This is a genomic window from Patescibacteria group bacterium, from assembly GCA_026417895.1.
Classification (GTDB): Bacteria; Patescibacteriota; Patescibacteriia; order UBA2591; family CALHIP01; genus CALHIP01.
Genome location: JAOACJ010000016.1, coordinates 66,897 through 82,269 on the forward strand (window position 1 = coordinate 66,897; position 15,373 = coordinate 82,269).

The 15,373-nt window shown below is 33.9% G+C and carries 15 protein-coding genes; 11 read left to right on the top strand and 4 right to left on the bottom strand.

Translation table 11 applies throughout. From position 1 onward, the window contains the following. The first annotated feature begins 13 nt into the window (after positions 1–13). The 11 genes from gyrA to N2259_03165 all read left to right on the top strand — a co-directional run bounded on the left by gyrA (position 14) and on the right by N2259_03165 (position 11,181). Positions 14–2,461 carry a DNA gyrase subunit A gene (gene gyrA / locus N2259_03115; protein MCX7779202.1) on the top strand — a complete coding sequence of 816 codons (2,448 nt, stop codon included), beginning with the start codon at positions 14–16 and terminating at the stop codon, positions 2,459–2,461. 27 nt (positions 2,462–2,488) lie between these two features. Then, a complete protein-coding gene (locus N2259_03120; GenBank protein MCX7779203.1) occupies positions 2,489–3,214 on the top strand; it encodes a YidC/Oxa1 family membrane protein insertase in 726 nt (241 codons plus the stop codon). A gap of 9 nt (positions 3,215–3,223) precedes the next feature. Continuing rightward, complete coding sequence (locus N2259_03125; protein ID MCX7779204.1) at positions 3,224–3,616, top strand: hypothetical protein; 393 nt, start codon at positions 3,224–3,226, stop codon at positions 3,614–3,616. Positions 3,617–3,619: 3 nt separating this feature from the next. Continuing rightward, positions 3,620–6,286 (top strand): AAA family ATPase, encoded by a 2,667-nt coding sequence (locus N2259_03130; protein ID MCX7779205.1) that lies wholly within the window; start codon positions 3,620–3,622, stop codon positions 6,284–6,286. A gap of 6 nt (positions 6,287–6,292) precedes the next feature. Further along, positions 6,293–7,165 carry a UTP--glucose-1-phosphate uridylyltransferase gene (locus N2259_03135; protein ID MCX7779206.1) on the top strand — a complete coding sequence of 291 codons (873 nt, stop codon included), beginning with the start codon at positions 6,293–6,295 and terminating at the stop codon, positions 7,163–7,165. A 16-nt stretch (positions 7,166–7,181) separates the two neighbouring features. After that, positions 7,182–8,552, top strand: a complete 1,371-nt coding sequence (locus N2259_03140; GenBank protein ID MCX7779207.1) for an extracellular solute-binding protein — start codon at positions 7,182–7,184, stop codon at positions 8,550–8,552. After that, entirely contained in the window at positions 8,549–9,415 is an 867-nt protein-coding gene (locus tag N2259_03145; GenBank protein ID MCX7779208.1) for a hypothetical protein, read from the top strand. Before N2259_03140 ends, N2259_03145 begins: the two co-directional genes overlap by 4 nt. 4 nt (positions 9,416–9,419) lie before the next feature. Next, the gene (locus N2259_03150; GenBank protein ID MCX7779209.1) at positions 9,420–9,776 is read left to right on the top strand and encodes a pilin; all 357 of its coding nucleotides are present in this window, start codon (positions 9,420–9,422) and stop codon (positions 9,774–9,776) included. A 148-nt stretch (positions 9,777–9,924) separates the two neighbouring features. Continuing rightward, positions 9,925–10,290 (top strand): hypothetical protein, encoded by a 366-nt coding sequence (locus N2259_03155; GenBank protein ID MCX7779210.1) that lies wholly within the window; start codon positions 9,925–9,927, stop codon positions 10,288–10,290. 44 nt (positions 10,291–10,334) lie between these two features. After that, a complete protein-coding gene (locus N2259_03160; protein MCX7779211.1) occupies positions 10,335–10,730 on the top strand; it encodes a pilin in 396 nt (131 codons plus the stop codon). A 4-nt stretch (positions 10,731–10,734) separates the two neighbouring features. Then, the gene (locus N2259_03165) at positions 10,735–11,181 is read left to right on the top strand and encodes a hypothetical protein (GenBank protein MCX7779212.1); all 447 of its coding nucleotides are present in this window, start codon (positions 10,735–10,737) and stop codon (positions 11,179–11,181) included. 347 nt (positions 11,182–11,528) lie between these two features. Here the strand turns inward: N2259_03165 and N2259_03170 are convergent, their stop codons facing one another. The 4 genes from N2259_03170 to N2259_03185 are packed head-to-tail and all read right to left on the bottom strand — an operon-like array spanning position 11,529 to position 15,372. Further along, positions 11,529–12,254 carry a glycosyltransferase gene (locus tag N2259_03170; GenBank protein MCX7779213.1) on the bottom strand — a complete coding sequence of 242 codons (726 nt, stop codon included), beginning with the start codon at positions 12,252–12,254 and terminating at the stop codon, positions 11,529–11,531. Next, the gene (locus N2259_03175) at positions 12,202–13,452 is read right to left on the bottom strand and encodes a glycosyltransferase family 39 protein (protein MCX7779214.1); all 1,251 of its coding nucleotides are present in this window, start codon (positions 13,450–13,452) and stop codon (positions 12,202–12,204) included. The genes N2259_03170 and N2259_03175 overlap by 53 nt, the downstream gene beginning before the upstream one ends. Then, complete coding sequence (locus N2259_03180; GenBank protein MCX7779215.1) at positions 13,422–14,117, bottom strand: polyprenol monophosphomannose synthase; 696 nt, start codon at positions 14,115–14,117, stop codon at positions 13,422–13,424. The genes N2259_03175 and N2259_03180 overlap by 31 nt, the downstream gene beginning before the upstream one ends. Further along, positions 14,089–15,372, bottom strand: a complete 1,284-nt coding sequence (locus N2259_03185) for a hypothetical protein (protein ID MCX7779216.1) — start codon at positions 15,370–15,372, stop codon at positions 14,089–14,091. Before N2259_03185 ends, N2259_03180 begins: the two co-directional genes overlap by 29 nt. Position 15,373: the final 1 nt, after the last annotated feature.

The window sequence follows — 15,373 nt, forward strand, 5'->3', positions numbered from 1 at the left end:
TCGAAATTTATTTATGGAAAGGATAGAAAAAAAACCTTTAGAAGAAGAATTGAAGGAAAGTTATTTAGACTATGCCATGAGCGTTATTGTTTCTCGGGCTCTACCCGATCTGCGCGATGGCTTAAAACCAGTTCACCGTCGAATTTTATATGCGATGTACGAAGATGGCCTAACCCATCAGGCTAAATTTAGAAAGTCAGCTACTGTTGTTGGCGCCTGTCTAGGTCGTTATCACCCTCATGGCGACCAAGCTGTTTACGATGCGGCCATTCGTTTAGCCCAAAATTTTTCCTTGCGTTATCCCCTCATTGAAGGGCAGGGAAACCTTGGGTCAGTTGATAACCCATCTGAGTATGCGGCAATGAGATATACCGAAATGAGACTTTCAAAACTTGGTGAAGAAATGTTAAGAGACATTGAAAAAGAAACTGTTAATTTTGTCGCTAATTACGACGGAACAAGAAAAGAGCCAACTGTTTTACCCTCGCCACTGCCGCAATTACTTTTAAATGGCAGTGCTGGTATTGCTGTTGGTGTGGCAACTAATATTCCACCCCACAATCTTTCAGAAGTTTGTGAAGCTCTGATTTATTTGATTGATCATCCGAACGCGGAGATAAATGATTTTTTAAAAATTATTAAAGGTCCAGACTTCCCGAGTGGTGGCATTGTTTTTGGTGGCAAAAACTTAGAAGAAATTTATACCTTTGGACGGGGCTCAATTTTAATTCGAGCAAGAACAGAAATTTTAACTAACGAAAAGGGAGAAAAAGAGATAGTTATTAAAGAAATCCCTTATCAAGTTAGCAAAAGTTCACTTTTAGAAAAAATTGCTCATCTGGTCAAAGAGAAAAAAATTGAAGAAATAAGAGAGATTAAAGATCTTTCAGACAAAGAAGGAATAAGAATTGTCATTAAAGTAAAAAAACAAGCCCTTGCCCAAAAAGTCTTGAACCGTCTTTTTGCCCTTACACCCCTTGAAACCCCATTTTATTTTAATTGTTTAGCCCTTACTTCTGATTTGGAGGTGAAAAAACTTTCTTTAAAAGAACTTCTCTTGGGTTATTTAAAACATCGCGAAGAAGTAGTTAGACGTCGCACTCAATTTGAACTGATAAAGACAGAAGAAAGAATTCATATTTTAGAAGGATTTAAAATTACCCTTCACCATCTTAATCAGGTTATTGCCTTAATTAAAAAATCAAAAGACCGCGAAGAAGCAAAGAAAAATTTAGAAAAAGAATTTCATTTTGATGAAAAACAGGCTCAGGCTATTTTAGAAATGAGGCTTTATCAATTGGCTCATCTCGAAAGAGGAAAGATTGAAAATGAGCTTAAAGAAAAGAAAGAGAAAAGAAAAGAATTAAAAGAAATCCTTTCTTCTCCTCAAAAAATTTATGAAGTGATTAAAAAAGAAATTAGCGAACTTAAAGAAAAATACGGCGATCAACGAAGAACGGAAATCATCTCCTCTTTACCTGAAGAGTTTAAAGAAGAAGACTTAATTTCTGATGAATTGACGATAGTTATGTTAACTCGCGCCGGTTATATTAAAAGAGTTTCACCAGAAAATTTCCGTGCCCAAGAAAGAGGGGGAAAGGGAATTAAAGGATTAGAGGCAAAGGAAAATGATGTTTTAGAAGACCTTGTTTTAACCTCAACAACAACCAATCTTTTTCTTTTTTCCAATAAGGGGAAAGTTTTTTTTCTTAAAACCTACAAAATTCCAGAATTAGGTCGAACAGCAACCGGCGAAGCGATTGCTAATTTTTTAAATCTTTCCACTGACGAAAAAATTTCTTTTATTTTACCCCTCAAAGGATTTGATAAGACAAAAAATATTATTCTGGTTACTAGAACAGGTATCATTAAAAAAGTTAAAATTGATGATTTTCATTCAATCAGAAAAAGTGGCCTATTCGTTATCAATTTAGAAAAAAATGATGCCCTTAAATCAGCAAAACTCTCTCTGGCAGGAGAAGAAATTCTCTTGTTCACTGCCTTAGGACAAGTTATTAGATTTAAAGAGCAAGAATTAAAAATTTATTCCCGAGGTGCAAAAGGAATAAGGGGAATAAAATTGAGAAAAGATGATGAAGTTATCGATTTAGAAGTTGTTGATCCCCGTCGTATTAAAAACTTGAAAGTTTTAACCTTTAGTGAATTAGGTTTTGGTAAAAAAACCTTTCTTTCAGTTTATCGATTACAAAAACGCGGTGGTTTCGGCCTGAAGGCGGCTAAAGTTTCCGCCAAAACCGGCCGTCTTATTAAAAGTTTAGTTATTGATGAAAAAAATTTACCGTCAGGTATAAAAGGTGATTTGATACTTATCTCTCGCCTTGGACAGGTTTTAAGAATTCCTTCTCAAAGCGTTCCACTTCTTGGTCGAGTTTCACAAGGGGTGAGACTAATGAAATTTAAAGATAAAAATGATCGCCTAGCAGCTGTCACTTTAGTCTGATAATGAAACTTATTGAAATTAATTTTTATGATTCAACTCTTTAATTTAATTCTTTATCAACCGCTCTTAAATCTTTTGGTTTTTTTCTATAACACCATTGCCTTCCGGGATTTAGGGTTGGCCATTATTTTTTTAACCATTTTTTTAAAAATTATTTTATATCCCACCTCTCTGGCACAAATTAAAAATCAGAAATTACTTATTGAGCTTCAGCCAAAATTAAATGAAATTAAAAAAAAATTTAGTCATGACAGAACAAAGATGGCTCAAGCAACAATAGAACTTTATCGCCACCACAAAATTAATCCCTTTTCCTCCTGTCTATCTTTAATGGTTCAATTGCCAATTTTAATTGCCGTCTACCAAGTTTTTCGAACCGGTATTTTATCTCAAGAACTTAATCTTTATCCATTTATTCATAATCCCGGACAACTTAATCCAATTGCTTTTGGTTTTATTAATTTTGCTGAGAAAAATTTCCCCCTTGCTCTTTTAACCGGTATGGTTCAATTTTGGCAGAGCAAAATGCTTTCAAGAAAAAAACCACCGCCGGAGGTAAAAAAAGAAAAAGAAGCAAAAGATGAAAGTATGATGGCGATGATGAATAGACAGATGATGGTGATGATGCCTCTTTTTACCGTGATTATTGGTATGACCTTACCGAGTGGTTTAATTTTCTATTGGTTAATTAATTTAATTTTGACCATTGGCCAACAATTTTTCTTTTTTAAAAAACAAAAAATACTGATCTAATCTAAAAATATGAACCATCTTGTTTTTTTTAGAGTCTTGATTCTCGAACCCCTCTTTACTCTTTTTTATTTTCCTGTTTGGTGGTATTCTCAGGGCTTCGTGCTTGTTGTTAATTTTCTTAAAAAAAAGATTCAGATCACATGTCAAAATTTAGCCCTAAAAACTTTATTCTCTTTTCTTTTTAAACCGATGTACGGTGATTATTCTCGGGAGGGTCGGTTGATTAGCTTTTTTATGAGACTTATTCACCTTTCTTTTCGTCTTTTTCAGCTGACTTTGTTGATTATCTTTTCTTTAATTTTTATAATTTTTTATCTTTTTTTACCTCTCTTTACTGTTTATCAGGTGGTCTGTCATTTTGGCCATTTTTGTTATTATTTTCTTTGGCCGGAAATTATTTAGTTTATGATGGACGAATCACTTTTTTACCTTTGTCCCAGTTGCCAAGGCCAAGGCTATCAAGGGAAGAAAAAATGCCAAACTTGTTTTGGCCTTGGTGTTTGGCAGGTTTATTCAGATAAGAAATTGTTTTTTGACTGGGACCTTTCTTCTTCGGTTTTTATTGCCAAAAAAATAAAAAAGTTTTTTGGTATTTTAATCTATCTTTTTCTATTTTCCTTTGGCTTGATAGGATTTCTTTCGCTTCTCCAAGCGATTTTTTCTTTTAAAATTCCGTCTAATTTTTTACCTCTCTTTCAAAGAGAAAAATTCTTTCTCATGAAAATTTTTTGGCTTTCGCTTTTAACCGATCTTTTTTTAGTCTATTCTAAAATTCAAAGAAAACCATCTTTTCTTAGAATCTTTAAAGAAAAAAAGGAAAAAATTAATGTCGCCCATTATCTTTCAGCTGCTAGTGAAAGAGTCTTAACCGAGGCGATTATTTTGAGTCGAAAACTGTTCCATCAGCAAATCAATCCTGTTCATCTTTTTATTGGTCTTCTTCAAAGTGAGGTTGGTTTTACTGTTTTAGGCCGCCTTGGTTTAAACTGGACTAAATTAAAAGAAGCGATAGCAAAAATTTTAAGAGAGATTCCCCCTAATTACGAAAGAAGACCATCTTTATTGAATCCAGAAACTAAAAAAATAATTCTTCAAGCCTCGGTTTTAACTTTACAAAAAAGAAAGGATTTAATTTCTCCTTTAGCAATAATGCGAGCAATTACCGTCTTTGAAGGACCAATTAAAAAAATACTTGACGAAGATTTTGAGATTAGACCTCGGGAAATAGAAAATGTCTGTCTTTGGTTTGAAATTTATGAAGAAATTAAAAAGGATTGGCAGAGACTTAGTGAGGGAGCACGAAGACGACCAAAGGGGCCAATGAATGTGGCTATGACAGCCGTCGCCACTCCCTTTTTAGATGCTTTTTCTTCCGACCTCACAGCTCTAGCTCGTCTCGGTTATTTAGGTCCTTTTATGGATCGAGAAAAAGAAATAGAAGAGATTTTCCGTGTTTTAGAAACAGGTCAAGGTAATTTAGTTTTAGTTGGTCCGCCTGGGGTTGGCAAAACCGCCATCATTGAAGGTTTGGCTCGAAAAATGATTCAGAATGAAGTGCCAAAAATTCTCCAGGATAAAAGATTAGTTAGTCTTTCTTTAGGTCGATTAGTGGCTGGCGCTTCAAGGCCAGGCGAAATTGAGGAAAGAATGCAAATCATTATCCAAGAAATTATAAGAGCGGGTAATATTATCCTTTTTATTAAAGATATTCATAATTTAATTGGCGTTAAGACAACCGAGGGAGAATTAGATGTTGCAGAAATCTTGGCTGAAGCTTTAGAAAAGAAATATTTTTTACTTTTAGCTACTTCGACTTTAGGAATCTATGAGCATTGCTTAGAATCGTCGACTTTGGGTCAGGTTTTGACCAAGATTAACATCCAAGAACCGGATAAAAATAGCGCCATTCTTATTTGTGAGGCAAAAGTCGCTGCCATTGAAGCAAAAAATAAAGTTTTTTTCTCTTATGGTGCTTTAGAGAAAGCCGTTGAATTAGCCGAACGTTATCTTTATGAAAAATTTTTACCCCAAAAAGCGATTGAACTTCTTGAAGAGGTAGCGGTTTTTGTCAGGCAAAGAAAAGGAGCAAGGGCCATTGTCTTAAAGGAAGATGTGGCAGAAATTGTCGCTCAAAAAACTGGTATTCCTTCAGAAAAAATTAGTCAAGAAGAAAAAGAAAAATTATTAATTCTAGAAGAAAAAATTCATGAGAGAATTGTTAATCAAGAGGAAGCGGTTCATTTAGTCGCTTCAGCCATTCGTCGAGCGAGAACAGAATTAAGAGATCCGAAAAAGCCGATTGTTAACCTCTTATTTTTAGGACCAACCGGGGTTGGTAAAACCGAATTAGCCAAAACAGTGGCTGAGGTTTACTTCGGTAAAGAAGAAAAAATGATTCGTTTAGATATGAGTGAATTTCAGACTAAAGAGTCTTTAGGTCGACTTATTGGCTGCCCAAGTGAACCAAGGGGAGTTTTAACCGAAGCTGTCCGTAGAGCACCCTTTTCTCTCTTACTTCTTGATGAAATTGAAAAAGCTCACCCTGATATTCTTAACCTTTTTTTACAAGTCATGGACGATGGTCGACTAACTGATTGGCAAGGGAAAACAATTAATTTTACTAATTTAATGATTATTGGAACCTCAAATGCCGGCACTGAATTTATTCAGGAAGCACTTCTGGCTGGTAAAACAATCGAAGAGATTAAAGAAATCTTACTTAAAGAAAAACTTTCACCTTATTTTCGGCCAGAATTTCTAAACCGTTTTGATGCTGTTGTCATTTTTAAGCCATTAGGGAAAAAAGAACTTTTCGCTATTACTCAACTGATTCTTAAAAAGCTTAGCTCTCAGATTGAAAAAAAAGGTATTACTTTCCAAGCGACAGAAGAAGCAATCAACGAATTAGTGGAGAAAGGCTTTGACCCAATTTTCGGTGCCCGTGCTCTAAAACGAACCATTCAAGAAGAAGTTAACAATGCTTTGGCTAATTTTCTTTTGACCGGCAAAATCTCCCGTGGCGATCTGGTAATTTTAGAAAAAGGTGGTAAAATAAAAATAGAGAGAAAGTAAAAATTTATGAAAACAGTCAAAAAAGTAGTTATTTTAGCCGCTGGCCTCGGCACAAGATTTTTGCCTATTACTAAATCTTATCCCAAAGAAATGTTACCCTTGATTGATAAGCCGATACTTCAATATTTGGTTGAAGAGGTTGTTGATTCTTGTCTTAAAGATATTGTTTTGGTTCTTTCCCCAGAGAAAAGAAATATTAGAAACTATTTTCAAAAAAATAGAAAGCTAGAATACTTTTTAAAAAAAAGAAGACAAAAAAATTTTTTATTAAAGGAGGTGGAAAAAACCAATCGTTTGGTCAATTTGCGTTATTGCTATCAGAAAAAGCCTTTAGGTATTGGTCAGGCACTTCTTTGTGCCGAAAAAGAGATTAAAAATGAACCGTTTGCCTTATTCTTTGCTGACGATGTTATTGCCAGCAAAACACCTTGTTTAAAACAAATGTTGAAAATTTATCAAAAATACCAAGCCACCATTCTCGCTGTTGCACAGGTTCCTTGGAAAGAAGTTTGTCATTACGGCATTGTGAAAATAAAGAAATTTCAGAAAAGAGTTTCTCAGGTTTTAGATTTGGTTGAAAAGCCAACGTTAAAAGAAGCTCCTTCCAACCTTGCCATTGTTGGCCGTTATATTTTAGAACCAGAAATTTTAAAAATTTTAAAAGATATGAAACAACCAAAAGAAGACGAAGAGCTTTATTTAACTGATGCTCTCAAAATTTTATTAAAGAAAAAACCAGTTTATGCTTATAAATATGAAGGTCAATGGCTTTCTTGTGGCCATAAATTCGATTGGTTAAAAGCTAACATTGAGTTAGGTTTAAAACATCCAGAAACAAAAGTTGACTTAAGGAAATACCTTCGAAGTCAAAATAATTAACTTGGTTTTAAATTTTATGAAAATAGTTCGTATTCTAATTCTTGTTTTCATTATTTTCTCTTTTCTTTTTGGTTGGGAATTAGGAGCTCAAATACCCGGTCAACCTCAACCTAGAAAGCCAATCTTGCCACCCGTTAATCTTTCTTGGTGGGTGGTCTGGGAACAACCGAGTGATTTTACTGACTTAATTAATACTTTCCGCACTCTCTATCCCTATGTTAATATTGAAGTCAAAAAATTTCGTTACGAAGAATATCGTGAGGCTTTAATTGAGGCTTGGGCCCGGGACGTCGGACCAGATATTTTTTCTCTCCCCAATACCTGGCTTAGAGAATATCAGGAGTGGATTGTTCCGATGCCAGCCAAAGTTGCTTTAAAAAAAGAAATTCAAAGTGGTCCTTCTTGTGCTCGAAAAACAAAAATCATTACCGAAGAAAAACCCTTACTTACTCTTAAAGATTTAAAAGAAAAATTTGTGGGTCAGGTAGAAAAAGATGTTTTAATTCAGGGTCGAATTGCTGGTCTACCTCTTTCTTTTGATACCCTAGTTCTTTATTACAATCGTGATCTTTTAGATGCAGCTGGTATTCCTGAACCCCCAAAAACCTGGGAAGAGTTTATGGAGGCAGTGATTAAGACAACGTTGATAGATAAACAAAAAAATATTTTTCAAGCGGGTGCAGCTTTAGGGACAGCCAATAATATCGAAAGAGCAGTTGACCTTCTTTCTCTTTTGATGATGCAAAGTGGCATCAATATGACCAATCCTCAGGGTTTGGTTACCTTTAATCAAGCCTGGCCAGACGATCCATCTTATTTTCCAGCCGAAGAAGCTTTGAGATTTTACACTGATTTTGCTGATAAAAATAAAGAAGTTTATACTTGGCATAAAGAGATGCCCTCGAATTTAGAAATGTTTATCCAAGGGAAATTGGTTTTCTTTTTTGGTTATGCCTATCACTTACCTTTAATTAAAGCACAGGCCCCGAACCTGAATTTTGGCTTAACCAAAATGCCCCAGAGAAGTGGAACGCTTAAAGAAATAAACTTTGCTCATTATCCAGTTCAAGTCGTCTCCCGAAAAAGCAAAAATATAGAAATGGCATGGTTTTTTCTGAATTGGGCAAGCCAGAACCCAACTCCTTATTTAAATCGCGCCAAAAAGCCAACCGCCCTACGAAGTTTGATTGCCATCCAATTGCAGGATCCAGATTTAGAAGTTTTTGCTTCACAGGCTTTAACAGCTTCCTCTTGGTATCAAGGGAAAAACCCACTTTTGGTGGAAGAAGCTTTTAAGGAAATGATTGATGATATCAACGAAGGCAGAAAGTCTTATCTAGAGGCAATCAATTTCGCTGTCCAAAAAATTAATCAACAAATAAAATGAAATTTTTTAATTTTCACATTCACCAAAATAGCCAAAGTTTCATTTTCAAAATCTTTTTTCTCTTTTCTCTTCTTTCTCTTTTCCTGTCTATTTTTTCGCCGGTTTTGGCAGAAAACACCACCTCCTCAACTTCAATGGTCACTGTTTATACGTGTGATACAAGCGGTTGTCGTCCTGGAGGATTGATGAAGGCCGTCTCTCTAAAATGTGCTTGTTGTGGCGATTGTGATTTAAACGATATTCTTAAAATCGTTGTGGGAATCTCTCGTCTGATTCTTCGTTGGGTTGGTGTTTTGGCTCTTATCTTTTTTATTATTGGTGGTATAATCTGGTTGACCTCCAGTGGTAATCCAGAACAGGTAAAAAGAGGGAAACAAATCTTGGTTGGTACTCTTATCGGTCTTTGTATTGTTTTTTTTGCCTGGCAAATTGTTAATATCATTATTTGCGGACTCTCTCAAGGTAAACTTGAAGAATCTTGCACCCTCTTTAATCGGAAATGGTATGTCTTTCCGGGCGAAAAAGAAAAAAAATGTCAGATGGAAGAAAGACCAAATGCAGCTTGTTTTACCAACTGGCCTGAATGTCCATCTTTTGCGGCGATGGGTCCCAATCCCATTTGGAATTCAGATTGTAAGAAAGAGGAGGTAAAGACCATCCAGCAAAAATTAGCTCAACTTTGTTGTTACGGTACAGGTGTAGCAACTATTGATGGTTGTTTTGGCCCGGAAACAAGAAATGCAGTCAAATTATTCTGTCAAAAGAATAGTGGTTGTGGGACTGGTAATGATCAAGGTTATGTTGATCAAACGACCTATAATTTAATTACCACCGGCACTGACCTTCAACTATGTCAAGAATAAATATATGTCATTCTTTTATAAAAATTTTCTTCTTCTTGCTACTTTCTACTTTCTATTTTCTAGTTTTATTTTGCCGGTTTTAGCTGAAGAAACAACCGAACTCCCTAATCCCCTTGGCACCGGCATGACCACGGAAAAAATTGTTGCCAATGTCATTAAACTGATTTTAGGTTTAGTTGGTGTGTTGGCTTTGATTATGTTTATTTACGGTGGTATTACTTGGATGACTTCGGGTGGCAATGTTGAAGCGGTTAAAAGAGGAAAAAATACTTTAGTTTGGGCGGTTTTAGGTTTAGCTGTTGTTTTCTTTGCCTACAGTTTGGTCAATTTTATTTTAACCAAAGTGCTTGGCGTAAGGTAAAAACTTTTTAAAATAGACTGTGGATAAATCTTTCTTGACTTTTTCGTTTTTGGAAGTAAAATAAAACCATCACCATTCTTTTAAAGGTCGTCATTAACTAGACACAAACCTTGTGTTTAGTTCGGAGGGAAAATAAAATTGGAAAAATATGAGAAAAATTCTTTTCACTTTATCAACCTTAACTTTACTGGCTTTACCGGGCGTCACCTTTGCTCAAGTCAATGAATGGTTGAATAACATGGCTTTACAGAACATTCTGCCGACCAATGTTGATCTACCAGGTCTTGTTTTCAGCATTATTCGCTACATTCTTGGTTTCTTAGGGGTGGTGGCCGTTGTTGTCATTATTATTGGTGGTTTTATGTGGATGACAGCGGCTGGTAATGAAGAAAAGGTGGCTAAAGCCAAAAAGGTTTTAGTTCAAGGTTTGATTGGTTTAGTCATTGTTATGTTAGCCTTTGCCATCGCCACCTTTGTCATGAGTATGATTCGAACCAGCACAGCTGGGGCCTAATCTAATTTTTTTAGGGAAGAGAAATTATTTTTTAAATTTCTTTTATGAAAAAAGGAAATTTCTTTTGCCCTTCCTTTATTTTTCTTTTTCTCTTATTTCTTTTCCTTTCATTTCAATTTTCTCTTGCCCAAGTTGACCCTCAAGTTTTGGAGGGTGAAAATTATTTAGATGAATTAGGCCAAGGAACAGATGTTTTAGAAAAAAGAGATTTAATTCTCCTTATTTTCTCGATTGTGCGCTATCTACTTGGTCTGATTGGTGTCGCGGCTGTCATAGTTATTATTTCGGCTGGTTATTCTTGGATGACAGCGGCTGGTAACGAGGAAAAAGTGAAAAAAGCCAAAGCTGTTTTACAAAATGGTATCATTGGTTTGGTCGTTATTATGATTGCCTATGCCTTGACGATTTTTGTTTTTAAACTCATTCGCGGCGAATTATAATTTTATGAAAATAAAGAAACAAAAAAAAGAGAGAATGTTTAAAAAAATTTTTTGCTGGTTAATTTTTTTATTTTTACTTTTTTCAGCTATCAAACCAGCTTTAAGTCAAGTCAGACCCGAAACTTTAAATCTTTTAGAGAATGTAGCTGGTCAGGCTGGTTATAAAGCGCCCCAAGATCCAGTCAGAATAGTTATTCGAGTCATTAATTTTCTTCTTAATTTAGTCGGTGTCTTTTTTATTTTAATGATTATTTACGGCGGTTTAATGTGGATGACCGGTGGAGCAACTGATTTTTTGTGGTTGGGCGGTGCAGGGCAAGAAGAAAAGATAAAAAAGGCCAGAACACTTATTCGAGATGCCATTATTGGCCTAGCCATTATTATTTTATCTAAGGTTATTTATTATTTTATTGTAGAAAGATTTAAAGAGGCGGGAGAAGAAGTGGAATGAGAATTGATAAAGTTTTATTTGACTAAATAATATTAACAAAGACAGAGACGAGAGGGATATAAAATCCGGGTTGTTGTGAGATTGTTGGCTGAGTCGGTTGTGGTTCTGTTTGGTGTTGAGATTCTTCGATTTTTTACCTTTCATTTCTACCTCCTGGACATTTTAGAAAAACGTCCATTAAGTTTCTGGCTACCGGAGGGATTTGTACCTTCCAAAAAACTGCCCTATTAGGTAGCTAATTTTTATTTTTCTATTAAAATTCTAGCAAATTTTCAAAATTTTGTCAAAAGCAAATTTCCACTTATTTAAGCGGAAATTTTATGTTTAATGATATAGAAACTTTAAAATTAAAAATTTTTAAGTCTTTGTTTTAGTTCAATCATTCCCTGGATATCTTCCCAAGCCGTGGCTAAGACTTTGACGGTGCTTTTTCTCTGAACTGTTCTTCTTTCCATCCATTCAACAGGAATTTCTTTGATTTTAAAACCTGATTTTTCAGCCAAAATTAACAATTCGCTATCAAAAAACCAGTTATTATTTTTTATTTTTGGCAGAATTTCTTGACTAACTTTTTGAGAGATAGCCTTAAAACCGCACTGAGCGTCTTGAAAGCTTGGCTGGAAGAAAATTTTCAATAGTAAATTATAAATCCGACTCATTAATTCTCTTTGAAAAGATCTTTGAGTTTGACTTTCTTTTTTTAATCGTGAGCCGATGGCTAAGTCGTAATTTTCCTCAGCAATGGCCTTGATTAATAAAGGAAAGTATTTTAAATCAGTGGCTAAATCAATGTCCATATAAGTATAAATGTCCGCTGAATATTCTGACCAAGCCTTTTTTAAAGCATAGCCTCTCCCCTTTTCAAGAATATGAAAAAATGAAATTTCTTTATATTTTTTTGATAATTTTTCAGCAATTTCTGACGTCGCATCACTTGAACCATTATCAGCAATTAAAATTTGCCAATTAAAATTTTTGAGATTTTTTTGACAGAAATCAAAAACTTTCAAAGTATTTTCTTTAACAACCCTTTCTTCGTTGTAAGTTGGCAAGACAAGAAGAATTTTTTTCATAAAGAAAATAAATTAAAAAATAGAAAAAAACAGCTAAATGAATTAAGGAAATGAGAATGGAAAATTCACCAGCCAAATTTCTAATTTTATTTTGCCAATCTAAATTTAAAAAAGTCAAGGGTAAAGAATAGATGAGATTTAGGAAAGCGGTTAAAGAAACGATCAAAAAAATTCTTTTTAATTCTTTTCGAAAAGGTAAAATTAGACAAAAAATAGTAAAGAAGGGAAAAATATATCTTTCATGCATAGCGGTAGGGAGAAAATAAAAAATGAAGGCGATAAAAAGATTGCCAAAAAGAAAACAATTAAATTCACCTTTATTTTTTCTTAACCATAGAAGAACCAAAAAATAACTTAAACCAAAAAGAATGAAACCAATACAACCATAGCTAAAAGGACCAACAAAGACCGTATCATCTTTAATAAAATTTCTACCTAAACCAATCATTACCTGAGGAATCCACCAAAGATTAAAAGCATTCATTGAAAGGGCCGGGCTCATTCTGGCCGAGGCTAACCAAGTTTTTTCAAAAAGCGAAATTAAAGAAAGGCCGTTGATCAAAAGAGGAGAAACAAGGACAAAAAACAAACTCACTGCTACTAGTAGAGAAAAAGATAAAATTTTTAGACCATAATTTTGCCAAATAAAAAAAAGAAAAAGAGGAAAAAAGATGACAGCTTGAAGTTTGGTTAAAAAAGAAATGGTCAAAAAAATAAGAGAGAGAAGTGGTTGTTTTTTATCTAAAAAAATTAAAGCAATGATCAAAAATAAAACAAAAAGAGAGTCCCACTGCCCCCAAATTGATGAATTATAAAGAATAAAAGGATGTAAAAAATAAATGAAACCAAACCAGAAAGCTTTTTCTTGGCCAACTTTTCTTTTTAAAAAATAAAAAATCAAATAAGCAGTCCAAAAATCAGCCAAAACCGCTGGGATTTTAAGGGTCCAAGCGGTCAAAGACGAACGAAAGATTAAGTAAAAGAAAAGAGTAAAAAAACCCAACCAATAAACCCAAAGCGGTGGTAAATTTGGTGATTGGGGGTTTTGATAGAGAGAAAATGGTCCGTATTTTAAGACATTTTCACTCCATTTTTGATGCACTCTTAAATCCCAACTAATACCTGGTAAAAAAATTAAAACAAAGCGGAACAAAATAACTAAGACAATCAGAAGCCAAAAAATTTTTTTATTTTCCATAAAAAGAGTTTTAAGAGATGAAGGATAAATTTGCCAATTACTAACCAGCTTAATTTACTTGCACCCTTTTTTCGATCGATGAAAAGATAGGGTATTTCTCTAAAATTTTTGTATTTTCCTTTGACAAAAATTTCTAAACCAATTTTATAACCAAGCGGTGAAAATTCCATACCTTCAACAACTTCTTTTCTAAAAAAGAAAAAACCAGAAAGAGGATCAGAAATTTTAGGTACTAAAATTTTAGCCAAGAAAGTGGCTAGGCCAGAAAAAACCTTTCTTTTTAAAGGCCAATTTTTAATTCTACTCCCCTTGACTCTTCGACTGGCTATCACTAAGTCAACCTCCTTTAATGCTTCTATCATTGGTAGAATTAATTCTGGTGGATGCGAAAGGTCGGCATCCATGACACCCCAAATTTTACCCTGGGCGTTTTTAAAACCCTCAAGAACAGCCAAAGAAAGATCTCTTTGTCCCTTTCTTCTAATTAATTTTATTTCTAAAGGATAATTCTTTTTTACCACCTCTACTTTGTCAGCTGTGCCATCAGGCGAATTGTCATCGACAATAATTACTTCTAGATTTTTGATTTTTAATTCAGAAAGAGTAGAAAATAATTTCTCAATATTTTCTCTCTCATTATAAGTAGGGATGATTAAAGAAATCATATTGATGATTGTTTTTGTTTTTAGTTGAATTTTGATAGAAAAGATAGAAGAATAAGTAAAGAAAGCAAAAAATATTAATAAAGACAAAAACCCAAGAGGAAAAATTAGAGAGATTAAAGAGATAAAAGGATTGCCGGAAAGGCGCGATAGCAGCTAAGTTAGCAAAAAAGGACAGAGAAAGCAAAAGATAAATTAAAAACAAATTTTTATCTTTATTTAAAGTCAAAATCATTAAAGGAAAAAGAGGATAGAGATATCGTTCGTGCATTCTGGTTAATAACATAAAGAAAGAGAAGGTTAAAAAAGCGCTTGTTAAATAAATTATTTTTGGCGAAGAGTTTTTTAATAGATTTTTGACAGCCCAAAAATAAGTAGTAAAGAAAAAAATAAAGCCAACTAAAAAATAAGGAAACAAACCTAAAAATTTTGCTAGATCAGAAGTAAGATATGGATAATAAAGCCACCAGAAATTAAAAGCATAGACTGAAAGATAAGAATATTGACCAGCAAGAAGAAAAGGAATTTTAATCACAGAGAAAATTTTGCCTGATAAGATAAAAGGTAAACAAATAATCAAGGCGGTGAGGATAGCTAGGCCGATATTTTTAAAAAGATGAAGAAAACCTTTCTTTTGCCAGTTAAGACAAAAAATTAAAGGAAAGAAGATAATACTCTGCATTTTAAAAAGAAAAGCAATGGTTAAAAAAATCCAAGAAAAAGAAAATTTATTTTTGGTGACAAAAAATAAGGCAAGTAAGATAAAAAAAGTATGGATTGAATCAACCTGGCCCCAATAAGCGGAGTCATAAATTAAGCCTGGATTGAAAAGGTAAAGAGCGAGAATGAAAAAGGCCAGCCAAAATTTTAGTTGAAATTGTTTTCGGAGTAGAAAAAAAATAAAAAGGCCAGTTAATAAATCAAAAACAATGGCTGGTAATTTGAGAAGAAAATAAAGCGGATAGGTATTTAATTCAAAATTCGGTGAAAAAAACTTTTGATAGATTTTTCCGATAAGAGCCAAAACATAAAGATAGGGCGGAAAATAATTAGGCAACATTACTTCTGGATTGACTCGTTGTTCATAAGCATTAAGTACACCAAATTTCGTGATTGATTTCGCCCATTCCTGCCAAAAATTTAAATCTGGCCGATAACCAGCATAGGGAATAAGCCAAAAACGAATCAAAAAGGCAAGAATGAAAAGAGAACAAAGAAATAAAAAACATATTTTTTTATTGGTAAAAAAAATCTTCATC